24 protein-coding genes, 1 tRNA gene and 1 pseudogene are annotated in these 20465 nt (G+C 72.2%); 11 read left to right on the top strand and 15 right to left on the bottom strand.

Annotated elements, in window-relative coordinates:
* The first annotated feature begins 119 nt into the window (after window positions 1-119).
* Window positions 120-1298 (top strand): penicillin-binding transpeptidase domain-containing protein, encoded by a 1179-nt coding sequence (locus DP939_RS25800; protein ID WP_158578692.1) that lies wholly within the window; start codon window positions 120-122, stop codon window positions 1296-1298.
* A 316-nt stretch (window positions 1299-1614) separates the two neighbouring features.
* Here DP939_RS25800 and DP939_RS46315 read toward each other — a convergent pair whose 3' ends face one another.
* Together DP939_RS46315 and DP939_RS25790 are read right to left on the bottom strand one after the other, a co-directional pair.
* Window positions 1615-1788 carry a hypothetical protein gene (locus DP939_RS46315; protein ID WP_158578691.1) on the bottom strand — a complete coding sequence of 58 codons (174 nt, stop codon included), beginning with the start codon at window positions 1786-1788 and terminating at the stop codon, window positions 1615-1617.
* Between the two features lie 303 nt (window positions 1789-2091).
* Entirely contained in the window at window positions 2092-2469 is a 378-nt protein-coding gene (locus DP939_RS25790; protein ID WP_113983356.1) for a peptidase inhibitor family I36 protein, read from the bottom strand.
* A gap of 683 nt (window positions 2470-3152) precedes the next feature.
* Here DP939_RS25790 and DP939_RS48045 point away from each other — a divergent pair.
* Window positions 3153-3377 (top strand): annotated as a pseudogene (locus DP939_RS48045) (oligopeptidase B); the annotation flags it as partial.
* A 2-nt stretch (window positions 3378-3379) separates the two neighbouring features.
* Here the strand turns inward: DP939_RS48045 and DP939_RS48040 are convergent.
* The 8 genes from DP939_RS48040 to DP939_RS25750 form a co-directional block, all read right to left on the bottom strand.
* Window positions 3380-3742: a hypothetical protein gene (locus DP939_RS48040; protein WP_225878506.1), complete on the bottom strand. Its 363-nt coding sequence runs from the start codon at window positions 3740-3742 to the stop codon at window positions 3380-3382.
* 216 nt (window positions 3743-3958) lie between these two features.
* On the bottom strand, window positions 3959-4249 hold the full coding sequence (locus DP939_RS25780) for a DUF2218 domain-containing protein (RefSeq protein ID WP_113983354.1): 291 nt from the start codon (window positions 4247-4249) through the stop codon (window positions 3959-3961).
* A 53-nt stretch (window positions 4250-4302) separates the two neighbouring features.
* Window positions 4303-4953, bottom strand: coding sequence for a maltokinase N-terminal cap-like domain-containing protein (locus tag DP939_RS25775; protein WP_113983353.1), 651 nt, complete (start codon window positions 4951-4953; stop codon window positions 4303-4305).
* Window positions 4954-4988: 35 nt separating this feature from the next.
* Entirely contained in the window at window positions 4989-5816 is an 828-nt protein-coding gene (locus tag DP939_RS25770; RefSeq protein ID WP_113983352.1) for an IclR family transcriptional regulator domain-containing protein, read from the bottom strand.
* Window positions 5800-6192 (bottom strand): 4-carboxymuconolactone decarboxylase, encoded by a 393-nt coding sequence (gene pcaC / locus DP939_RS25765; RefSeq protein WP_113983351.1) that lies wholly within the window; start codon window positions 6190-6192, stop codon window positions 5800-5802. Before pcaC ends, DP939_RS25770 begins: the two co-directional genes overlap by 17 nt.
* A gap of 4 nt (window positions 6193-6196) precedes the next feature.
* The gene (gene pcaD / locus DP939_RS25760; protein WP_113983350.1) at window positions 6197-6961 is read right to left on the bottom strand and encodes a 3-oxoadipate enol-lactonase; all 765 of its coding nucleotides are present in this window, start codon (window positions 6959-6961) and stop codon (window positions 6197-6199) included.
* Window positions 6958-8277, bottom strand: a complete 1320-nt coding sequence (pcaB, locus tag DP939_RS25755) for a 3-carboxy-cis,cis-muconate cycloisomerase (RefSeq protein WP_113983349.1) — start codon at window positions 8275-8277, stop codon at window positions 6958-6960. Before pcaB ends, pcaD begins: the two co-directional genes overlap by 4 nt.
* A 2-nt stretch (window positions 8278-8279) precedes the next feature.
* On the bottom strand, window positions 8280-9458 hold the full coding sequence (locus tag DP939_RS25750; RefSeq protein WP_113983348.1) for a thiolase family protein: 1179 nt from the start codon (window positions 9456-9458) through the stop codon (window positions 8280-8282).
* Between the two features lie 166 nt (window positions 9459-9624).
* Here DP939_RS25750 and DP939_RS25745 point away from each other — a divergent pair, with 166 nt between their 5' ends.
* Together DP939_RS25745 and DP939_RS25740 are read left to right on the top strand one after the other, a co-directional pair.
* Window positions 9625-10386: a hypothetical protein gene (locus DP939_RS25745; RefSeq protein ID WP_113983347.1), complete on the top strand. Its 762-nt coding sequence runs from the start codon at window positions 9625-9627 to the stop codon at window positions 10384-10386.
* Window positions 10387-10416: 30 nt separating this feature from the next.
* A complete protein-coding gene (locus tag DP939_RS25740) occupies window positions 10417-11526 on the top strand; it encodes a glycerophosphodiester phosphodiesterase (RefSeq protein ID WP_113983346.1) in 1110 nt (369 codons plus the stop codon).
* Here DP939_RS25740 and DP939_RS25735 read toward each other — a convergent pair.
* Window positions 11523-12050: a cysteine dioxygenase gene (locus DP939_RS25735; RefSeq protein ID WP_225878495.1), complete on the bottom strand. Its 528-nt coding sequence runs from the start codon at window positions 12048-12050 to the stop codon at window positions 11523-11525. The genes DP939_RS25740 and DP939_RS25735 overlap by 4 nt on opposite strands.
* A 19-nt stretch (window positions 12051-12069) precedes the next feature.
* The gene (locus DP939_RS25730) at window positions 12070-12963 is read right to left on the bottom strand and encodes an amidohydrolase family protein (RefSeq protein ID WP_113983345.1); all 894 of its coding nucleotides are present in this window, start codon (window positions 12961-12963) and stop codon (window positions 12070-12072) included.
* 225 nt (window positions 12964-13188) lie between these two features.
* Between DP939_RS25730 and DP939_RS25725 the strand changes: the two genes are divergently transcribed.
* On the top strand, window positions 13189-14157 hold the full coding sequence (locus DP939_RS25725; RefSeq protein WP_263972347.1) for a LacI family DNA-binding transcriptional regulator: 969 nt from the start codon (window positions 13189-13191) through the stop codon (window positions 14155-14157).
* Window positions 14158-14214: 57 nt separating this feature from the next.
* On the opposite strand, the gene DP939_RS25720 is transcribed toward DP939_RS25725, so the two are convergent.
* Window positions 14215-14583 carry a phage holin family protein gene (locus DP939_RS25720; RefSeq protein WP_113983343.1) on the bottom strand — a complete coding sequence of 123 codons (369 nt, stop codon included), beginning with the start codon at window positions 14581-14583 and terminating at the stop codon, window positions 14215-14217.
* Window positions 14584-14769: 186 nt separating this feature from the next.
* Between DP939_RS25720 and DP939_RS25715 the strand changes: the two genes are divergently transcribed.
* A complete protein-coding gene (locus DP939_RS25715) occupies window positions 14770-15045 on the top strand; it encodes a hypothetical protein (RefSeq protein WP_113983342.1) in 276 nt (91 codons plus the stop codon).
* A 14-nt stretch (window positions 15046-15059) separates the two neighbouring features.
* Here the strand turns inward: DP939_RS25715 and DP939_RS25710 are convergent, their stop codons facing one another.
* The gene (locus tag DP939_RS25710; protein WP_147268135.1) at window positions 15060-15806 is read right to left on the bottom strand and encodes an FAD:protein FMN transferase; all 747 of its coding nucleotides are present in this window, start codon (window positions 15804-15806) and stop codon (window positions 15060-15062) included.
* 89 nt (window positions 15807-15895) lie between these two features.
* On the opposite strand from DP939_RS25710, the gene DP939_RS25705 reads away from it, so the two are divergent.
* The 5 genes from DP939_RS25705 (at window position 15896) to DP939_RS45535 (ending at window position 18953) form a co-directional block, all read left to right on the top strand.
* A complete protein-coding gene (locus DP939_RS25705) occupies window positions 15896-16297 on the top strand; it encodes an OsmC family protein (protein WP_113983340.1) in 402 nt (133 codons plus the stop codon).
* 10 nt (window positions 16298-16307) lie between these two features.
* A complete protein-coding gene (locus DP939_RS25700; protein ID WP_113983339.1) occupies window positions 16308-17447 on the top strand; it encodes a sensor histidine kinase in 1140 nt (379 codons plus the stop codon).
* On the top strand, window positions 17444-18106 hold the full coding sequence (locus DP939_RS25695; protein WP_113983338.1) for a response regulator: 663 nt from the start codon (window positions 17444-17446) through the stop codon (window positions 18104-18106). Before DP939_RS25700 ends, DP939_RS25695 begins: the two co-directional genes overlap by 4 nt.
* Before the next feature lie 306 nt (window positions 18107-18412).
* Window positions 18413-18486 (top strand) — tRNA-Lys (locus DP939_RS25690).
* 101 nt (window positions 18487-18587) lie between these two features.
* Window positions 18588-18953: a hypothetical protein gene (locus DP939_RS45535; RefSeq protein WP_147268134.1), complete on the top strand. Its 366-nt coding sequence runs from the start codon at window positions 18588-18590 to the stop codon at window positions 18951-18953.
* Here the strand turns inward: DP939_RS45535 and DP939_RS25685 are convergent.
* Window positions 18868-20439, bottom strand: a complete 1572-nt coding sequence (locus tag DP939_RS25685; protein WP_199565410.1) for a DUF1349 domain-containing protein — start codon at window positions 20437-20439, stop codon at window positions 18868-18870. The two genes, DP939_RS45535 and DP939_RS25685, sit on opposite strands and share 86 nt — an antisense overlap.
* Between the last annotated feature and the right edge of the window lie 26 nt (window positions 20440-20465).

The following is a 20465-nucleotide window of genomic DNA, read 5'->3' as shown; positions in this document are numbered from 1 at the left end:
ACCTTTGGAGCGGTGGTTGCCCGCAGCGGGGGCGGGCTTTCCCGCTCGCTTGTTAGACCGGACGAAAGGGATGACACACGGGCTGGGGAGCCGGGATGGCCGGGGCGTGGGCGAGGCGGATGAACGTTCCGCTGCGGCGTGTCGCGGTGGGCTGCGCGGTGCTGATGTTCGTCTCACTCGGGCAGGTCAGCCAGGTGCAGACGTTCGGTGCGGACGCCCTGCGCCTCGACCACCGCAACCTGCGCGCCCAGCTCGACCGGTTCGGCCACCCCCGGGGGGACCTGCTGACCAGGAGCGGCGGCATCCTGGCGGCGAGCGTGCGGCAGCGCGGGCGGTTCGGGTTCCGGCGGGTCTATCCGGGCGGGGCGTCCTACGCGGCGGTGACCGGCTACCTCTCGCTGCACGGGGCCACCGGCATGGAGGCCGCGCGGAACGCGGTGCTGTCCGGCGCCGATCCGCGGGTGCGGGTCCGGGCCCTCATCGGCGGTTTCGGCCCGGGGGCCGCGGCCTCGGTACGGCTGACCATCGACGAACGCGCGCAGCGGGCCGCGCACCAGGCGCTCCGCGCATCCGGGCGGCGGGGCGCGGTGGTGGTGCTCGAACCGGCCACCGGGGCCATCCTGGCGCTGGTCTCGCAGCCCTCCTACGACCCCGAGCGGCTGGCCACCCACGATCCGGCCGCGCTCCGCCGTACCGAGACCGACCTGGCCCGCGCCCCCGGCGATCCCCTGGTGAACCGGGCGCTGAACAGGTCCTATCCGCTCGGCCCCGCGCTCGGGATCATCACCCGGGCGGCCCGGCTGGGCGGCGGGCCGGTGCGCAGACAGGCCGAAGGGCTCGGCTTCAACGCCCCCGGCCTGTACGTCCCGCTGCGCGTGGCGCCGAGCGTGTTCCCGGGAAAGGGGGCCAGGGCCACGCCGCTGGAGATCGCCATGCTGTCGGCGGCCGTGGCGAACGGCGGTGTGCTGATGCGCCCGCACCTGGTCCACGAGATCCGCACGCGTGACGGCACGGTGCTCGAACGCACCATGCCGAGCCCGTACAGCCGGGCGATGTCCGCCAAGGTGGCGGGCCGGATCGCCCGGATGATGACCAGGGACGGCGCCGACGTCGGCACCGCCGCCGGGGCGGCCATCCCGGGCGAGGCGACGGTGGCCACCGGCTTCGCCCCCGCCGGGCGGCCGGAGGTCGCGGTCGGGGTGACCGTCGAGCCGTCCGGCCCCACCGATGGCACGGCGGGGTCGTACTCGGCCCGCGCGGTGGCCACCGCCGTCCTGAAGTCGATGACCGCCGGGTGAGGTCAGCGCGGCGCGGGTCCGGAGGGTGTAGATGCCGACGCGAAGCGGCCCTTCGACACCCCAGAGCTTGCGCGGGCTGCAACAGACGGGCATCGCAGTCCTGGCGGACAAGGGCTGCCAGGGGGCCGGTGGTGTGGTTTGACGCCGTATCGGGGCAAGGGCGAGCCGGAGTCGCAGGCCGGCACGCCCGCCTACGAGGTCCGGGAGAGCGGGCCCACGCCCGGCTCGACTCCGCCGACGTGGCCACGAACACCTATATGATCATCGTTTCCTTCGGGTTCCGCCCCTGGCCCGACGTCTCCATCTCCGCCACGTGTTACGAGTCCTCGACCGCCAACGACCCGTCCGCCAGCGGCGGACGGGTCGAGGGCCTGGCGGCAGTGGTGACCGGGACGTACTTCTGGGAACCCATGGAGCAGTTGGTCCACCAGCCCATGTCGAGGGTGCCTTCGGCCCCTGGATGCCCTGAATACCCCTCGGGCCCGTTCACCTTGCGAACCTTGGGCACCGGTGGCTCCGGTGTCACCCTTGCTTGGCTGCGGGTCTTCGACACCATGGGATTCTGTTCGCCCTGCTGCCCTTGCGAATCTCGCAGCGAGGCGAGCGACTGCGTCTGCGTTCCTACGAACCCAACGGTCACCGCCGGGTCGTAGGCGCTCGCGCCGTCCTGACCGTCGTCTCCGGCATCGAGCCGGGGCGGGCGAGCGCCCCGCCCACGGCGATCAGCACCGAGGCGATCCAACCTCTCGGCCGGAACGCTCAGCCGGCCATCCCTTGATCAAGAAGATCGAGGTCAGCAGAAGTTGTAGGAGCTGATTCTGTCGTTGACCGAGTCGCCAACATAGTTCAGCCACGCACCCTTACTGCCGCCGGCCCCGACTTCGAGCAGAAGCTTTCCACCGTAATTGGCGTGCTGGTAGAAGCAGACATTCCTGCCGGATCGGTTCCAGATGGAACTGGTCAGGTCGTTCATCTTGCCGACGTGCCGCGCGACGCCGGGGAAGGTGAGAAAGCGGCCCCTGCCGTAGGTGTCGCCATAAAGGCAAACACGCCCGGATGTGCAGTTGTCCCAGTCCTGGACGCCCGCCTGGGCCGGTGCGGCGCTGATCAGCGCGGTCATCGCGCACGCCGCTGCGATCACGCCGGCGGTGAGAGTCTTTCGCATGTTCATGGTGCCTCCTCGGCATTCACCCGTGCCGCATATCTGCGTGGTCACGGGTGCGGAGATATTTTTTTTCGTCCCCCTCGGCCTTTACCGCGGGGGGCGAAGCGGTGGTGTATTCGGTAACACAGTCTTTGATTCACGGCCGTCGCCATTGGTTCGCGGTAATTGATGTGATCCACGCCACATTCGCGGAGCGATGCGGTGAAGTCGGACACAGCCGGAGATCGGTGGTGTGTGTGACTCATTCGATAAGAAATCCCCCAAACGCCACCTTTGCCGGTGATACACCGCAAGTGGCCACAACATTCGCCAAGGCTCAATCTGGTGCCGGAACCCGGGCGCGGCCGGTCGGCTGATACAGCGCGTGCCGTACCGGCCGACCTCCTCGGCGACAGGGGGGCGAGCATCCCCGCAGGGCCCGACCGGGCACATCGACGGATCGACCCGCTCCTCTGCCGCGGGCGCACCCGCCGATGGGTCGGGGGCGTCCGTTGTGGGGCGGACGGGAGCGAAGGGGGTGATCGGGACCGAACGGCGCGCGCAGGCGGAGCTGGAGACGACACGCGGCCGGGTGGAGCGGGTGCGAGCCGACGCGAAAGGACAAAGTGGGAGGTGACGAGCGGGGTTGGCGGGGGAGGGCGGCATGAACTCGGGTGGGTGACGAATGACACGCCACCGGTGGCGAAAAGGTGGCCGGCGAGCGGGCCCGTCACGGAGACGTGGTGGTGGCTGAATACGCCTGGCTGATCAGCAAAGACGATCCGGGTGCCGTCGCCCGCCTGGAGGCGGAGAACGCCTATACCGAGCAGGTCACCGGGCATCTCGACCGGCCCAGGGAGACCATCTTCCAGGAGATCGAGAACCGCACGCAGGAGACCGATCTGCCGGTCCTCACGCGTAAGCGCGGTTGGTGGTACTACTCCCGCACCGTCGAGGGCAGGCAGTACGGCATCAAGTGCCGGGTGGGGCCCTCGGCGAACAGCGCCTCAAGGACGCCGGTCGTGGCGAGCGGCCCGAACGCGGTGAAGACCCCGCCGAGCAGGCTCAGCGCGACGGTGGCGGTCGTGCCGCGGGGGCCGGCCCGCCAGGCCATCCGCACGGCGTGGCGGACCAGCGAGGGCAGCCGCCTGGCCACGGTGAGGAAGCCCACCCCGTCCATCTTGTCGTTGAGGGCGAACCACTTGGGCAGGGCCGGCTCGCCCAGCCCTTCGATCGGCTCTTCGCCGTCACCTTCACCCGCACCGTCTCGGGGTGCCGTCGCGCGGGGGGAGCGGGCCATGCTGGCAGTGAACCTTTTCAAGCTAAGATTCCCTGGTCAGAGGCGGTAAGCGAGATGCCGTATCCGCGTGACCAGGCGTCCTGCCAGGACACCAGCCCCGGTCCGATCCCGGCGGAGGCACCCCTGACCTGGTCCAGGCGACCGGTTGAAAAGGTTCAGTGTGACCCGGCCCACTAACATTCAGCGATGGCACATCCTGTACCGGCGCCGGGGTGGTCAGTTCTCTTCGGCCGCCTTCCACTGGACGTCCAGCTCGTCGCGCTCGCCGAAGCGCACCAGGTGGCTGCCGACCACGTCCTCCACCTTGGCGAGGTCGTCGGCGGTCGGGGCGGCGGCGCTGAGCACCAGGCTGCCCGGCCGCGCGGCCAGTTCGCACTGGCCGTAGGCGAAGGTCAGCAGTCCCTGCGTCTCGGTGTAGTCGGCTTGTACCTTGCGGCCCAGGTGCGCGCAGAGCTGCTTGAGATAGCGTTCAGGGCGGTCGGTGGCCACCGTCGCGATCGACTCCATGGGCGCTTCCCCCTTAGGTAACCCTAACTTCGATACATCCAGACATTACCGGCTCAGGGGTACAGGACCGCGAACACCCCGCGCGCGCGGGTGCCGTCCGGCAGATCCCAGGCGCCGGCGACATGGCCCAGCGCCCCCGCGGGCGGGACGGGCTCGCCGTCCACGGCGGGTCGCAGCACCCGCAGCACCCGCAACGTCGCCCCGTGTGTCGGGGCGGAGAGCACCGTGGCCTCCGGCTCGTCGGTGGCGGTGGTGAAGCCCTCGGGGGCGGGGCCCGCGCAGGAGCGGACGACGTCCGGGTCGAGGGCGTCGCTGATGTTCTGGTCCTGGGCCTGCACCCGGCCGCCGACCAGGGCGGGCAGCTCGGCGAGCAGCACCGGGTCGTGGCAGCCGTCATAGATCCAGCGCCGCCCCAGCACCCCGTGTTCCATGGTGCCGACCAGCGCGTGCTCGGCCCCGTCCAGCGGGGCGCCGCGATAGGTCAGCGGCACCAGGTAGGTGGCAGGTGCGGCGCCGGAGGTGTCGTTGACCACGATGAACTCGACGCCGACCGCGCCCTGCGGGTCGTCCAGGCGGAAGCCGCCCGCCTTGCCGAGGGCCGGTCCGCCCGCGCCGCCGGAGTACCACGGCCGCGTGGGCAGCCAGGAGGTGAGCAGTTCCAGTTTGGTGGGCTTGATGGTGGTGTTGTGGTGAATGACGGCCATACCGTGCGATCTTCTCCCATGCTCGGTTCCATCGGCTACATCGGCGCGGTGAGCCTCGCGCCCATCGCGCCGGTCGCGCGCAGGTCGGCCTCGATCCGCCCGGCGGTGGCCAGCAGCGGCGGCAGCAGGTCCCGCCGGGCCGCCTCGACGCTGGTACGGCTGGCGTGCGTGGACAGGTTGACCGCCGCGACCACCGTCCCCGCACGGTTCCTGATCGGCGCGGCGATCGACCGCAGTCCCTCCTCCAGCTCCTGGTCCACCAGCGCCCAGCCCTGTTCGCGCACCCTGGCCAGCTCGGCGGCCAGCGCGCCGGGGGAGGTGATGGTCCGGGAGGTCGGCCCGCGCAGTTCCATGCCCGCCAGGCGTTCGGTCAGGCCGGGCAGCCAGGCCAGCAGCACCCGGCCCATCGAGGTGCAGTGCGCCGGGAAGCGGGTGCCGATGTTGATCGCCACCCGCATGATCCGGCTGGTGGCGACCCGGGCGACGTAGACGACCTCATCGGCGTCCAGCACCGCTACCGAGGCCGACTCGCGGACCTCGGCGACCAGCCGTTCCAGGTGCGGCTGGGCGACCTCGGGCAGGGTGAGGCCGGACAGGTAGGCGTAGCCGAGTTCCAGTACCCGCGGCGACAGGGCGAACAGCCGCCCGTCGGAGCGCACGTATCCGAGGTCGATCAGCGTGAGCAGGAACCGCCTGGCCGCCGCGCGGGTCAGCCCGCTGGCCCTGGCGACCTCGCTCAGCGTGAGTTCGGGGGTGTCGGCGCCGAAGGCGCGGATCACCGCGAGCCCGCGGGCCAGCGACTGGACGTACTCCGGCGCCCGATCGGCAACGGGGTCGGCGGCCGGGTCAGGCGGGTCCGTCATCGGGTCGTCCCGCCTCCTCGGCGAGCACGTCCTGGGCGATGGCGAACGCGCGGTTGGCCGTGGGCAGGCCCGCGTAGACGCCGGTCTGGAGCAGGACCTCCTTGATCTCCTCCGGGGTCACCCCGTTGCGCAGCGCCGCGCGCACGTGCATGGCCAGCTCGTGCTCGTGGCCGAGCCCGGTGAGCAGGGCGAGCGTGATGCAACTGCGGGTACGCAGGTCCAGCCCGGGGCGGGTCCAGATGTCGCCCCAGGCGTAGCGGGTGATGAAGTCCTGGAAGTCGGCGGTGAACGGGGTGGTCCGGGCCGCCGCCCGGTCCACGTGCTCGTCCCCGAGCACGGCACGCCGCCTCGCCTCGCCCTCCGCACGCCGGTCCAACGGATCAGTCCTTTCCGAAGTGGTCGATCAGCAGCCGCAGCACCTCGTCCGGTCGTTCGACGGCCGCCAGGTGCGCGCCGCCCGGAAGCAGCTCAAGCCGGGCCCCGGGCACCAGCCCGGCGATCGTCTCGGCGTGCTCGGGCGGCGTCGAGCGGTCCTCGGCCCCGGCCACGACGAGCGTCGGCGCGGTGATCTGCGGCAGGTCGCCGGTCAGGTCCATGTCCCTGATCGCGGCATAGAGGGCGGCGAACCCTTCCGCCGGGTTGCTGAGGTACATGGCCCGGTAGGTCCGTGCCAGCTCAGGTTCGCGTTCGGGGAAGCCGGGGGTGAACCACCGGCTGAACGTCGCCTCGATCACGGCGGGCGCTCCTTCGGCCAGCACGGTGGTGATCCGCTGGGACCACATCTCCGGCGGTCCCATCTTGGCGGAGGTGCACACCAGGGCCAGGCTCGCGATCCGCTCGGGGGCGTGCGCGCCCAGCCACATCCCGGTCATCCCGCCCAGCGACACCCCGGCGAAGCGGGCCCGCCCGACGCCCAGGTGGTCCAGCAGGGCGAGTACGTCGCCGCCCAGGTCACCGATCCGGTACGGCCCCGCGGGCACCGGCGAGCGGCCCTGCCCGCGATGGTCGTACCGGATCACCCAGTGGTCCTCGGCCAGCCGGGGGACCAGCGCGTCCCACATGGCGGTGGTGGTGCCGAGCGAGTTGGACAGCACGAGGGCCGGGGCCGCGGGGTCGCCCGCGGTCTCGTGGAAGGGGATGATCATCGGTTCTCCCGGGTGTCGCGGCGGGCCAGCGCACGGTCCACGAACGCCCCCGCCGAGCCGAGATAGCCGGCCGGATCGAGGGCGGCGCCGATCTCGGCGGGTGTGAGCCGTACGTCTGCGTCGGCGGCCAGGACCTCGCCCAGCGGCCTGCCCTCGGCGACGGCCCGCGCGCAGGCGGCGTCCACCAGGGCGCGGGCCCGCGGTCCGCCGCCGAGCCTGGCGACGACGCTCTCGGCCATCGGCAGGCCGCCGGTGGCCGCGAGGTTGGCGCGCATCCGCGCCTCGTCCACGCTCAGCCCCTCAAGGATCTCCCGCGCCCAGGACGCGGCCGAGCCGGTCAGCCGCAGCAGGTCGCTCAGCGTCTCCTGCTCGGCCTGCCAGGCCCCGGCGGCGCGTTCGTGCTCTTGTGCCATCCCGGCGAGCACCGCGCCGACCAGCCCGGGGACGCGCTGCGCGCAGGCCAGCACGGAGATCGCGCCGACCGGGTTGCGCTTGTGCGGCATCGCGCTGGACCCGCCCCGGCCCGGCGCGGACGGCTCGGCGGCCTCGCCGACCTCGGTCTGGGCCAGCAGCTTCACATCGGTGGCGATCTTGGCGAGGACTCCGGCGGCGATGCCCAGCGCGCAGGCCAGCCCGGCCACCGGGGTGCGATCGGTGTGCCAGGGGACGAGTGGTTCGTCCAGGCCGAGTTCGGTGGCGAACGCCGCGACGACCTCATGGCCCCGGTCGCCCAGCGCCGACAGGGTGCCCGCGGCCCCGCCGTACTGGACCGGACGGCGCAGCGCGCGCAGCCGGTCGCGGGCGGCGGTCAGCGCGGTCAGCCAGCCCGCGGCCTTGAGCCCGAACGTGGTGGGCACGGCCTGCTGGAGCAGCGTACGGCCGGGCAGCACGGTGTCGCGGTGGCGTACGGCCAGCGCGGCGCAGGCGTCGGCGGCGGCGTCGAGGTCGGCCGTCAGCGGGACCAGCGCCCGCCCGGCGACCAGCATCGCCGCGGTGTCCAGGATGTCCTGGCTGGTCGCCCCCAGGTGCACCTGCCCCCGGTGTTCGGCGGGGACCAGCTCGCGCAGCGCCTTGACCAGCGGGACCACCGGGTTGCCGGAGAGCCCCGCCGCCTCGCCCAGCGCGTGCGCGTCGAACCGCTCGGGACGGCAGGCCGCCGCGATGGCCGCCGCCGCGTCGCCCGGCACCAGGCCGAGCGCCGCGTGCGCGGCGGCCAGCCCGGCCTCGGCGTCGAGCATCGCGGCCAGCCAGGCCGCGCCGGTGACCTCGCTCGCCGCGGCGCCCCTCGCGAGCGTCCCGGCGAACACGCTCTCCACGGTCAGCAGCCTTCCAGCACGACCGCGAGGCCCTGGCCGACGCCGATGCAGATGGCGGCCATGCCGTACCCGCCGCCGCGGCGGTGCAGCTCCCAGGCCAGCGAGCCGAGGATGCGCGCGCCCGAGCAGCCGAGCGGGTGGCCGATCGCGATGGCGCCGCCGTGCGGGTTGACGATCGCGGGGTCGAGGTCGGGCCATTCGGCCAGGCAGGCCAGCGACTGCGCGGCGAACGCCTCGTTCAGCTCCACGACCGCCAGGTCGGACCAGGTCAGTCCGGCCCGCTTGAGCGCGGTACGGGCCGCCTCGACCGGGCCGATGCCGAACACCTGCGGCTCGACCCCGGCGACGGCCCTGGACACGATCCGGGCCAGCGGGGTCCTGCCCGACGCGGCCGCGCCCGCCTCGTCGCCGAGCAGCAGCGCGGCGGCCCCGTCGTTGAGCGGCGAGGCGTTGCCCGCGGTCACGGTGCCGTCGCGGCGGAAGACCGGCTTGAGCCTGCCCAGCGACTCGGGCGTCGCATCGGGGCGGATGCCCTCGTCGCGGTCCAGGTCCGCGATCGGGACGATCTCGTCGGCGTAGACGCCGCGGTCCCAGGCCGCCGCGGCGTTGTGGTGGCTGCGCAGCGCGAAGGCGTCCTGGGTCTCGCGGGACAGCTTGTAGCGGTCGGCCAGGATCTCCGCGCCCTCGCCGAGCGCGACCGTCCACTGCTCCGGCATCTCGGGGTTGACCATCCGCCAGCCGAGCGCGGTGTCGTGCAGGGTCTGGGGGCCGCGGGCGTAGGCGCGTTCCGGCTTGGGCATCACCCACGGGGCCCGGCTCATCGACTCCGACCCGCCCGCGACGGCCAGTGAGGCATCGCCGACCGCGATCGCGCGGGAGGCCGCGATGGCGGCCTCCAGGCCCGACCCGCACAGCCGGTTGACGGTGGTGCCGGGCACGGTGGCGGGCAGCCCGGACAGCAGCACGGCCATCCGCGCGACGTTGCGGTTGTCCTCCCCGGCGGCGTTGGCCGCGCCGAAGAACACGTCGTCGATCCCGGCCGGGTCGAGGTCCGGAGCCCGCTCCGTGACGGACCGCACGACGTGCGCCGCCAGGTCGTCGGGCCGCACGCCGGCGAGCGCGCCGGAGTGCCTGCCGATGGGCGTGCGTACTGCGTCGAGCACGTAGACGTCTGCGGTCACCGTCGCTCCCGAGGGTCGAGCTGTTCGCGTTGTGAATGATTGTACGGATACCGAACTTCGCAGGCCACGACAGGGTCACTCGCGAGACCACTGGGGCCGTAGTAACGTTGCAAAGGCATCTAGTAAGGTGAGCCTTCCCTAAGACGGCTGTTCCCTCGGGGGGATCATGACGACTACCCTTGCCGACCCGCTGGCCGGCCTGCGTGAGCTGCTGGAGCGGCTCGCCGCCGAGCGCGGCGGCTTCCAGGGCCTCCTCCCGGGCCTGACCGCCGATCCCGGCGAGGGCGGCTGGACCCCGGTGGCCGAGCTCACGCGCCCGCCGTACGACCTGCTGGCCGGGCTCATCGACCAGATCTCGGTGGTCCGCGAAGCGCCCCGGCACGTTCGCGCCGCGCTGATGTGGAAGACCTACGCCTACTGGCACTCGATGCCGGTCGCGCTCGGCTGGGCGCTCAACCGGCGGGTGCCGCTGATGCCGTTCGCCGAGACCGTCTACCGGGCCTCCGACACGGGGATCACCATCGCCGCGACCTCGGTCACCACCGCCGTGCTCCCCGGCGACCCGCTGGCGGGCGCGCCGGGCACCGTCGTGGTCCACGACCTGGGCGCCGCCATCAGGGAGACGCTGCTGACCTCCCAGCTTCCGCTGATCAAGGCGATCGGCGGGCTGACCAAGATCGGTGCGCGCAACCTGTGGGGGTCCACCGCCGAGTCGCTGGTCTACCCGCTGCGGACGTTCGCGGACGCGCTGCCCCCGGGCGGCGGCCCGGCCGATCTGCTGGCCGCGGTGGGCGACCCGGTCGGCGGCCTGATCGACTTCACCGCCGACGGCTACCGGCGGCGCACCTGCTGCCTGTGGGTCACGCTGCCGGACACCGAGCCGTGCGCCACCTGCTGTGTGTCCGCGAGTAGCGCGAAGAACACCTGATCTTCATCCGGGAACCGTACGTTCCCGGGCATGACGACCCTCAAGGCCCTCGCGGCCGGTGCCCTCGCCGTGCTGCTCGGCGGTACCGTCGCCGGTGTGCTGCTACAACCCGAGACCGCCGCGGCGGACCGGCGGCGCCCCGACGCCGCCATCGTCATCGGCCATCGCGGCGCGAGCGCGCTGCGCCCCGAACACACCCTGCTCTCCTACGAGACCGCCATCGCCCTCGGCGCCGACTACATCGAGCCCGACCTGGTCTCCACCAAGGACGGCGTGCTGGTGGCCCGGCACGAGAACGAGATCTCCGGCACCACGGACGTGGGCCGGCACCCGGAGTTCACCGGCCGCCGGACCACCAAGACCATCGACGGCGCGCAGGTCACCGGCTGGTTCACCGAGGACTTCACGCTGGCCGAGCTGCGCACCCTGCGCGCCAAGGAGCGGCTGCCCGACCTGCGTCCCGGCAACACCGCCTACGACGGCCTGGCCCTGGTGCCGACGTTCGAGGAGGTGATCCGGCTCGCGAAGCGGCACGGCGTCGGCGTGTACCCCGAGACCAAGCACCCGACGTACTTCGACTCCATCGGGCTGTCGCTGGAGGAGCCGCTGCTCGCCACGCTCGCCGCGCACGGCTGGCGGGGGAGCAGGGACCCGGTCTTCATCCAGTCGTTCGAGACCGCCAACCTGCGCGAACTGAGCGGGAAGACCCGGCTGCCGCTGATCCAGCTCATCTCGGCCTCCGGCGCGCCGTACGACAGGGTGGCGGCGGGCGACCCGCTGACCTATGACCAGATGGTCACGCCCGCCGGGCTGCGCGACATCGCGAAGTACGCGGACGGGGTCGGAGTGGACACCCGCCGGATCGTCCCGGCCGGGCCGGACGGCAGGCTGCTGCCGCCGACCACGCTGATCCGCGACGCGCACCGGGCCCGGCTCGCCGTGCACACCTGGACGGTCCGCAACGAGAACTCCCAGCTCCCGCTGGACCATCGCACCGGCGACCCGGCGAGCCCGGTCTACGCCCGCGCCCACGGCGACGTCACCGGCTGGCTCGGCAGACTGTACGAACTGGGCGTGGACGGCGTCTTCGCCGACGACCCCGGCACCGCCCGCGCGGTGCTCGCGGCCAGGTCCCGTTAGGCCACCCGGACACCCTCCACGGCGGTGTCCAACGGGCGCAGTTCGTCGGCATAGCTGACCGAGACGCGGCGCATCACGCCGGTGTCGCTGATCGAGTACTGGCCCATGCGCCACAGCGGCGGGGAGTAGGCGTGGATCGACACGCTGCCGTGGACCGCGCCGGTCAGACGGTGGATGTGGTCGGGGCCGAACGAGAACGAGTCCCCGGCCACCACCTCCGTCTCCAGATGCTCCCCGCCGATCCTCGGGTTGCACTCCTTCAACTTGCCGGTCACCACACGGACCGCCCCCGAGGAGGTGTCGTGGTCGTGCCAGCCCGTGTCGTCCTCTGGCCGCCAGCACAGCAACCACACGTCCACATAGGAGTCGCGGTGCAGGGAGGCGTAGTGCCTGCCCTCCCCGTCGTCGGGAAAGTCGACGTGCTCGGCCCATTCCGCCTGGTCGGAGGCGAGCCGGTCGACCAGCTCGCGCAGCTCCCGGCGGTCGAGGTTGCGCTCGGGTATGTCGGCGAATATCTGGCTCACGTTGGTTTCCTCTCGTATCTCAGACACAGGTGGCTATCGCGGGAAGGCCGAGTAGCCGCCGTGGATTGACGGTGCGGATGGCGTGGTCGGCGGCGGCCCCCAGGCCCGTCGCCGGGGCCGTGGCGTAGGGCCGGTCGGACCCGTTCACCACGACGTCCACGCCCAGCTCGCGTACCACCGCGTCGATGGCGCGCGGGCCGTAGGAGGAGGTCTCCACGTAGGTCAGGGGGTCGATCCTGCCGCGCCCGCCGCCGCCCCTGGCGATCAGCCGCTCGGTGTGCAGCGGGGCCAGCCCGGCCAGCAGCGCGAAACAGACCCGCAGGCGCGGGTGGCGCGGCCGGCCGTACGCCATGAACGCGTACCAGGCCGCGTGCATCTGCTGCACGTAGCCCACCACGGCGGGCCACCAGGACGGGCCCGCGCCGTGCGGGACGGCGGGTCCGGGGTGGACGAAGAGCGGCAGGTCGGCGGCCGTCAGCGCGTCGAGCAGCGCGGCCACCCGCTCGAAGCCCGCCGCGTCGAGCAGGGCGGTCGCCGGGAGCTGGAGCCCGGCCATGCCCTGCCCGAGGTTCTCCTTCAGGCGCTCGGGGTCGGGGTCGTCCAGGCAGGCCGCCGCCCAGGCGCGGAAGGGGCGGGGGAGGGCCAGGGCGTCCTCGTGGTAGGCGTCGATGATCGGCAGGGCCTCGGCGGCGGGCAGGTGCTCCACGCCGAGCGGGCTGGACAGTGAGACCAGCGCGAGGTCGTCCGGGTCCTCCAGGGAGGCCCGGTGCGCGATGTCGTGGTGGCGCGGATCGACCTCGTACGGGGCCTCGCCGGACAGGTGCAGCGTCCAGCCGGAAAGGCGTGGCGCGGCGTGCCGGCGGCGCAGCGCGTCGATGAAGCCCGGTGTCCACAGGTGCTGGTGCACGTCCATCTCTCAACCCCCAATTCCCTACTGATAATATAGGCAATAGGTGTTCGTCGAGTTGAAGGTGGGGTGTGAATCGGTTCAGTGATGCGGTTCAGTGAACCGCTCTGAACCGCGAGGTGTCAACTCGCTCCCCCGGCCGCCGCGTCGGGGCGTAAGCGCGCCCTCCGGCCGGGTTCGACATAAGCTTGCGAGGTGACGCAGCCGCGTAAGAGAGCCACCATCCGCGAAGTGGCGAAGGCCACCGGCCTCTCCCCGGCCGCGGTCTCCTACGCGCTGCGCGGCTTGCAGGTCTCCGACGAGACGATCGTGCGCGTCCGCCGGGCCGCCGCCGAGCTGGGCTATGAGGCCGATCCCATCGCCCGCGCCCTGGCCAGCGGCCGGACCGGCATGATCGGCCTGCTCTGCGGCTCGCTCGCCGACCTGTGGCAGCAGGCCCTGGCGGTCGGCATCGGCCGGGCGCTGAAGGACAACGACCGCTACGCGCTCATCCTGGACGCCTCCGGCGACCCGACCCGCGAGCGCACCCTCGCCCAGCAGCTACGCGACCAGCGGGTGGACGGGCTGATCGTGCAGCCGGTCGATCCGGCCGCGGAGTTCTGGGCCGAGCTGTGCGACACCGTCCCGGTCGTCGCGATCGGCGACGCCCTGGGCGAGGCCCGTACGGCGGGCGAGGTCGTCTTCGACAACCGCCGCGGCACCACCATGGCCCTGGAACACCTGCGCGACAACGGGCACCGCCGGATCGCCGTGCTCACCCCCACCATGGCCAGCACCCCCGACCGCCCGGCCGACGTCCACGTCACGGCCGAGGCCGTCCGGCTCGGCCTGGACATCGAGCTGGTCACCGCCCCCCAGTCGCTGGCCGGGGCCACCGCGGCGGCGCACGGCGTGCTCGGCGGGGACGACCCGCCGGGAGCGGTGTTCTGCTTCGCCGACTCGATCGCGTACGGCGTCTACGCGGCGGCGGACGAACGCGGGCTGCGCATTCCTGGCGATCTATCGGTGATGGGATACGACGACCATCCCATGTCGGGCCTGCTCACACCGGGGCTCACCACCGTCAACTGGGACATCGATGGCATCGTCCGCGCCGCCGTACGCCTGGTGATCGCCGCGGCCGACGGCGGCACCCGCCGCCGCCGTATCGTCCAGGCCCCCGAGCTTCGCGAACGCGGATCGGTCGGCCAGGCCGGCTGATCCGGCGGCACGGCCCGGGTCCCGGCTGCGCGCCTTTCCCCGGGCCGGCGCTCGCGGTCAGTCGGGGATGATGAGGTCCAGGATCCAGCTCACGATGCCGACGATCAGCGCGCCGAGCAGGGCGCTGACGAACCCTTCGACATGGAAGGCCAGCCCGACCTGCTGGGCGATCCAGCTGGTCAGCAGCATCAGCCCGGCGTTCACCACGAGGGCGAACAACCCCAGCGTGAGGATGTAGAACGCGCAGCCGAGCGTGTGGATGATCGGCTTGAGCACCGCGTTGACCAGACCGAAGATCAACGCGACGCCCAGCAGGGTCAGCGCCGTCTTCGTGGTGGTGTCACCACCGGCGGTGATGCCCGGCACGAGCTGGGTGGCCACCCATAGCGCGGCGGCCACCACGAGAATCTTGATGATTATTTTCACGCTGAGGCATCCTCCCAGGATGATCGGCGGACGGGTAGGGCCAGGGGAAAACCCTGCCCAGACCGACTCTATGCGTCCGGCCCGGAGCGGGAGGGGCGTCGCAGGGGTTAGCCGCCGGACATCACGGGTACGGCAGCGTGATCACGACCACGGCGGGGAAGAGCACCGAGAGGGGGTGGGCGTTCGATGGGAGCGGACGGTCTGGAGTCGCTTTCCGCCAGGGAGCTGCACGATCGGGCGGTGCGCTACGCCGTGCGGCACGGCGACTTCGGCTTCCTGTGGGATCTGCTGAAGGCGATCCCGGCCGCCGAGGCGGCCAGCGGGCACGGCGACGAGACCGCGAACGACCTCAGCAAGATCTCGGCGTTGCTGAGCGACGCCATGGCCTCGGGCGAGGGCCGCCTGGGCGAGGCCCTACGCCCGATCTACCTGGACTACCTGGGCAAACACCCCGACGCCTGAAGAGGGTGGGGGTTTCAGACGGCCAGGCGGGTGCCGGCGGCGGCGCCGTACTCGGCGAGGCCGGGGGTGCCGGTCGTACGTCCGTCCCGTTCGACGAGCAGCACGTCGTACGGGCCGGCCATGCCCAGCCGTTCGGCGAACCGGCGGGCCGGGGCGGGCGGCATCGCCCGCAGCGCCGCCGCGTAGCCGCAGGCCGCGCCCAGGTCAGGGCCCACCACCGTCACCGAACGCCGCCCCGGCTCCTGCGCCGTCGCCACCGCCAGGTCATGCGCGAACAGCACCTTGCACACCTGCTCGTCACGCGGGTCACGGATGCCGATCCGCCAGCGCGCCCCCGGCCGCGCGGACCCCCGCACGCGTACGGCGGTGCCCACGTTGACGCAGTGATCGACCGCACCGGCCACGCTCAGCGCCCGCGAGATCCGCTCAACCATCCATCCCCGCACATAGACCGTCGGGTCGAGCGCGCCCCCCGCGCCCTCGTCGAAGTATCCGCCGGTGGCGGCCCTCAGCTCGGCACAGCGCTCGAGCACCTCGGTCACCTCGGGGGCGCAGTCATCGACCGCGAGCCGCCCGGCGGCCAACCGGCCGATCGCGCTGTCCTGGCGGGTGGCGTCAAAGGTCGCGTCCCCCCAGCGCAGCCAGCCGAACGCGTCGTCGAGCACCGGCGACAACTCCCGGGACGGCAGCATCGTACGGACGTCCACGCTGACCGGAAGGCCCATCACCCGCTCGACGCGGACGGTGCCGGAAAACGCCATCGTGTCCACTCCTCCCCCTAGCGGTCGTCGTGGTCAGCATGGCAGGCGGGGCGTAATGCCGTGCTAAGCGTTTTGGCTACTGTTGACTCATGGCGATCGTGAACGTGGAACGGACCGGCGACGGCGGGTTCGTGGCCCGCAACGACCGGGGGGCCGAGGTCAGGATGGGCGGGTCGGGCGACGCCGGGGTGTTCAGCCCCGTCGAGCTGCTGCTCGCCGCCGTCGGCGGATGCAACATCGTCACCGTGGAGCCGCTCACCGCGCAGCGCGGCCACCGGCTGGTCCGCCTGGCCATGACCGTGGAGGCGGAGAAGGTCGCGCCGACCCGGCTGGGCTCGGTGACCATCACCTACGACGTCGAGCTGCCCGAGGGCGACCCGGAGGCCGACGAGGTGTTCCGTTCCGTGGCCAAGCGCGTCGAGGCCAACCACTGCACGGTGAGCCGCGCCCTCCGCGAGAACGTCGAGGTGAATCTGGTGCTGCCTGGGTAGTTCCCGCTAGGTGCTCGACTGGGGGGAGCGGCACGGCCGGGCGATCGATGTGGTGGTCGCCTGCGGGCTGTTCGCGCTGTCGGCCGTCCGGTGGGACGCGCCGGCGGCCGGTCTCCCGTACCACGCCGCGCTCGCCGCCCTCGCGACCCTCCCGCTGGCGGTGCGACGCCGTCATCCGTGGCCGGTGCTGCTCGTCGTACTGGCCGCGTCCGTCGTCATGCAACTGCTCTTCCCGCTGCCGCTCGCCGTCTGGCTGGCCGGGCTGGTCGCGGTGTACACCGTGGTCAGCCGGGTATCGTCGGGCCAAGGGGTCGCCGCGGGCGTGGCCGCGCTGGCCGTACCGGCCGCGGGGCTGGTCCGGCACGGCCCGCGCGAGTGGCTGGTCGTGCAACTGCTCGCCGTCCTCAGCGCCTGGGGGCTCGGCTGGGTCCTGCCGGGGCTGCGGCGGCTCAACCGCGAACTGATCGAGCACGAGTGGCTGGTCAGGGAGGCCGCCGAGCAGCGGGCCCTGATGGCGGTGGTGCGCGAGCGCACCCGGCTCGCGGGCGAGATACACGACGTGGTGGGGCACGCGATGAGCATTGTGGTACTCCGGGCGGGGGTGGCCCGCGAGGTCTTCGACCGCGATCCGGAGGAGGCCAGGACGGCGCTGGGCGCGATCGAGGAGGCCGCCCGGGTCGCGGTCACCGACCTGCGGCGGCTGCTCGACGTACTGAGCGGTCCCGAGCACCGCGAGGAGTACGGCCCGCAGCCCGGCCTCGCCGACATCCCGCGCCTGGTCGAACGCATGCGCATGGCCGGGCTGGACGCCGAGCTGTCGATGACCGGCGCACCGCCGGTGGACGACCGCACGGTGGAACTCGCCGCCTACCGCATCTGCGAGGAGGCGCTGGTCAACACGCTCAAGCACGCGGGGCGCACGGGCGTGCGGGTGGTGGTGGACGCGGGCGCCGACAAGGTGCGGATCCGGGTCACCGACGACGGCCCGCGCGGGCACGCCCGCCCCGACCGCGGCCTGCGCGGCGGTCGCGGCCTGCGCTTCCTCGGCGAACGGGCGGCCTTCGTGGGCGGAACGCTGACGGCGGAGCCCCGCCCGGACGGCGGCTTCGAGGTACGGGCGGCCCTGCCGTACGGGAGGGCGGGCGGATGACCGGCACCCGCGTCCTCGTCGTGGACGACCAGGAACTCATCAGGGGCGGCCTGGTCGCGCTGCTGCGCGCCCAGGACGACATGGAGGTCGTCGGCGAGGCCGCCGACGGGGCGGAGGCCATCGCGGCTGCCGAACGCCTGCATCCGGACGTGGCGCTGATGGACATCCGCATGCCGGTGATGGACGGCATCGAGGCCACCCGCCGGATGCCCGCCGAGGTCAGGGTGCTCATCCTGACCACCTTCAACGTCGACGAGCACGTCTTCGCCGCCCTGCGCGCGGGCGCGGCCGGCTTCCTGCTCAAGGACAGCCCGCCCGCCGACCTGATCGCCGCCATCCGCACCGTCGCGGGCGGCGACGCCCTGCTCGACCCGGCCGTCACCCAGCGCCTCATCGACGCCTACGTCAGCCGCCCGGTCGGCCAGACGGTCGCCGTCCACGGCCTGGACGACCTCACCGAACGCGAGAAGGAAGTGCTCAAACTCGTCGCCCAGGGCCTGTCCAACCGGGAGATCTCCACCCGCCTGCACGTCTCGGACGGCACCGTCAAGACCCACCTCAACCGGGTGATGAGCAAGCTCGACCTGACCTCCCGCGCCCAGGCCGTCGTGGTGGCCTACGAATGCGGCTTGGTCATACCTGGTCAACCCTGGGTGTAGCCCGAAAATCAACCCCTGGATGACGAGCCCATTGCCCCTTGGTCTGTACTGTTGAACCAGGTCAAGGGGGTTGGAGACACAGTCTGAGACTTTCTTCCAAGGATGCGATGGGGGAACGCATCCATACGGTGGCCGGCCCGATTTCCGGGGGGAGGAATCGGGAGACCACCGCAGATCGGGGCCGGGTAGTTTTGGGGGAAGCTACCTGGCCCCGAACCATTCCCCGAGCCGGGCCCGCCGCGCCGCCGCCCATGATCACGATGTGCGAGCCGCGCGCCCATGCTGCTACAGTTACACCCGTCGCAAGCGCCGCTAGCTCAGTTGGTTAGAGCAGCTGACTCTTAATCAGCGGGTCCGGGGTTCGAGTCCCTGGCGGCGCACCCAACCGACCGACCTGGGCGTTCTCGCTACCCGCGAGGACGCCCTCAGTCGTTTCCGAGCCCGAGTGCGCTCGCCCGCGGGCCGAGCCCGGAGGAACCGCATGGAAGACAGCGGCGCGTACTACTCGTGGGCCGAAGAGGCTTTCGCCGTGAACATCCTTCTGGATGGCGATATGGATCCGGAGGGCATGGAGGTCGGCGATGCGATCGTCACTTTGCCTGGTGGTGAGCGCTACAGCGCGCTGATGATGACAAGGGAGGCGATTCATCGCCTGATGGATCGCCATGCCGAGTCCGGAGAATCCCTTCATGGCGCCTACTGGGTCACGCCCGACCTGATCATCATCAGGGCCAAAGGAGTGGGCGCCATGGTCGAGGTCATCAGGGACATCGTCGTATCCGGGCCCATCGCCTCGCTGCTCCCGCGAATAGATGGGGATGGGACCCTCTCTCTTCCGTCCATGTGAACCGCCCTTGAAGGTCGGGGCGGCGGTCGCCTGGACGACCTCTGAGGCCTGTTCTCCGGCGGTGTGCGGAAAGGGCCGCGGTGAGGGCGAGGGCGGCGTAGGCGCAGGTCACGGCAAGTCCGGCCCAGGGTGGGAGGGGGTAGTACCCCATCAGCGGGGACGGGTCGGTGTCCACGTGGGCGAAGGTGGGGACGCTCTGGGTGATGGCGAACCCGGCGGCCGGGGTGATCGCCAGCAGCCATGGGGCCAGGCCCGCGGTGGCCAGGGCGTAGGGCACGACGATCACGGCGGCGGCGAGCACGATGGCCACGACCGCCCGTCTGACGAGTGCGGCCAGGGCCAGGGTGAGGACGGCGGTGGCCGCGGTCAGGGCCGCGTAGCCGACGATCACGCGGAGTTCGGTGGCCAGGGTGATCGGCTGGATCGGGTTCTGGTTGGCGCGCAGCAGGGCCAGGCCGAGCGGGACCGCCAGGCCCGCGGTCGCCAGGCCCGCCGCGAACGCGGCCGTGCCCACCACCACCGCCCTGGCCACCGGACCCGGCCCCGGATCCTGCCGGTGTCCCGCCCCGCCGAACACCGCCGCCGCCACGAGCACCAAGAGCAGCCCCACCGCCCCGCCGATCAGCGTGAAGTCCGCGCGCAGGCCGCCGTCCAGCGTGGCGGGCCCGATGTCGCCGCCCCCGGTCACCAGCAGCCTGCCGCCGGACTCCACCGCCCCGCCCGGGTGATGCGGGGTCCTGCCGTCCTCCTCCAGGGAGACGCCCACGTCGTCGCGCCGCCACGAACCGCTCGCCCCCTGCAGGCCGATCTGGTCGAAGGCCGCGGTGGCCTGGGCGAAGCGGGAGGCCATCCCCTGTACGTTGCCGGGCGAGGTGGCGAACAGCCCGATCTCCACCGTTTCCGGCAGCCCGGCCAGCCTGACTGTGCCGACCTCGGCCCACTTCTTGCCGTCGGGCGACTCGTAGCCGGTGATGGTGTCGCCCGCCCTGGTCAGCCGCAGCCACTTGGGGCCGCGTACCGGGCCGCCGGGCACGTCGTGGATGTAGTTGTGCTGCATCCGGACGCCGTGGCCGCCGGTGATCATGACGGCGGCGTACGGCGTGCCCTGCGTGAGGCTCTGCCGGACCAGGAGCCCGGCCTTACCCCAGGGCAGCACTCCATTGGTGACGTTGCGCACCCCGGGGACGGCGTCCGGCAGCCGGATCTGCCCGGTCATGTCCGATACGCGGGCGGTGATGCCGCCGTTGCCGGTGAGCGGCTGGTGGACGAAGTAGTACTTGTCGTTCACCGCCGTACCTTCCGGGCCCAGCAGCGGCGCGGGGCAGGGGCCCTCGCCCTCCCCGGTCACGCAGGTACTTCGGGCGCCGCCCGCGATCAGCAGTCCGAGCGCCACGGTGACCAGTACGGACGCCGTCATGGTGAGCACCACGCCGGTCGCGCCCCGGAACCTGGCCCACTCCATGTGCAGCGACTTGAGCATCGACATGCCGACGGTTGTACGCGCCGCCCGGT

Source organism: Spongiactinospora rosea, from assembly GCF_003315795.1.
Classification (GTDB): Bacteria; Actinomycetota; Actinomycetes; order Streptosporangiales; family Streptosporangiaceae; genus Spongiactinospora; species Spongiactinospora rosea.
This window is presented reverse-complemented; position numbering and strand designations above follow the sequence as displayed.

Coding starts and splice junctions, on each gene's coding strand:
- DP939_RS25770 (WP_113983352.1), bottom strand. CDS start 5,816: ATGACGGACCCGCCTGACCCGGCCGCCGACCCCGTTGCCGATCGGGCG.
- DP939_RS25745 (WP_113983347.1), top strand. CDS start 9,625: ATGACGACTACCCTTGCCGACCCGCTGGCCGGCCTGCGTGAGCTGCTG.
- DP939_RS25740 (WP_113983346.1), top strand. CDS start 10,417: ATGACGACCCTCAAGGCCCTCGCGGCCGGTGCCCTCGCCGTGCTGCTC.
- DP939_RS25710 (WP_147268135.1), bottom strand. CDS start 15,806: ATGGCGTTTTCCGGCACCGTCCGCGTCGAGCGGGTGATGGGCCTTCCG.
- DP939_RS25790 (WP_113983356.1), bottom strand. CDS start 2,469: ATGAACATGCGAAAGACTCTCACCGCCGGCGTGATCGCAGCGGCGTGC.
- DP939_RS25800 (WP_158578692.1), top strand. CDS start 120: ATGAACGTTCCGCTGCGGCGTGTCGCGGTGGGCTGCGCGGTGCTGATG.
- DP939_RS25730 (WP_113983345.1), bottom strand. CDS start 12,963: ATGGACGTGCACCAGCACCTGTGGACACCGGGCTTCATCGACGCGCTG.
- DP939_RS25695 (WP_113983338.1), top strand. CDS start 17,444: ATGACCGGCACCCGCGTCCTCGTCGTGGACGACCAGGAACTCATCAGG.
- DP939_RS25685 (WP_199565410.1), bottom strand. CDS start 20,439: ATGTCGATGCTCAAGTCGCTGCACATGGAGTGGGCCAGGTTCCGGGGC.
- DP939_RS48040 (WP_225878506.1), bottom strand. CDS start 3,742: ATGGCCCGCTCCCCCCGCGCGACGGCACCCCGAGACGGTGCGGGTGAA.
- DP939_RS25705 (WP_113983340.1), top strand. CDS start 15,896: ATGGCGATCGTGAACGTGGAACGGACCGGCGACGGCGGGTTCGTGGCC.
- DP939_RS25715 (WP_113983342.1), top strand. CDS start 14,770: ATGGGAGCGGACGGTCTGGAGTCGCTTTCCGCCAGGGAGCTGCACGAT.
- DP939_RS45535 (WP_147268134.1), top strand. CDS start 18,588: ATGGAAGACAGCGGCGCGTACTACTCGTGGGCCGAAGAGGCTTTCGCC.
- DP939_RS25775 (WP_113983353.1), bottom strand. CDS start 4,953: ATGGCCGTCATTCACCACAACACCACCATCAAGCCCACCAAACTGGAA.
- DP939_RS25780 (WP_113983354.1), bottom strand. CDS start 4,249: ATGGAGTCGATCGCGACGGTGGCCACCGACCGCCCTGAACGCTATCTC.
- pcaD (WP_113983350.1), bottom strand. CDS start 6,961: ATGATCATCCCCTTCCACGAGACCGCGGGCGACCCCGCGGCCCCGGCC.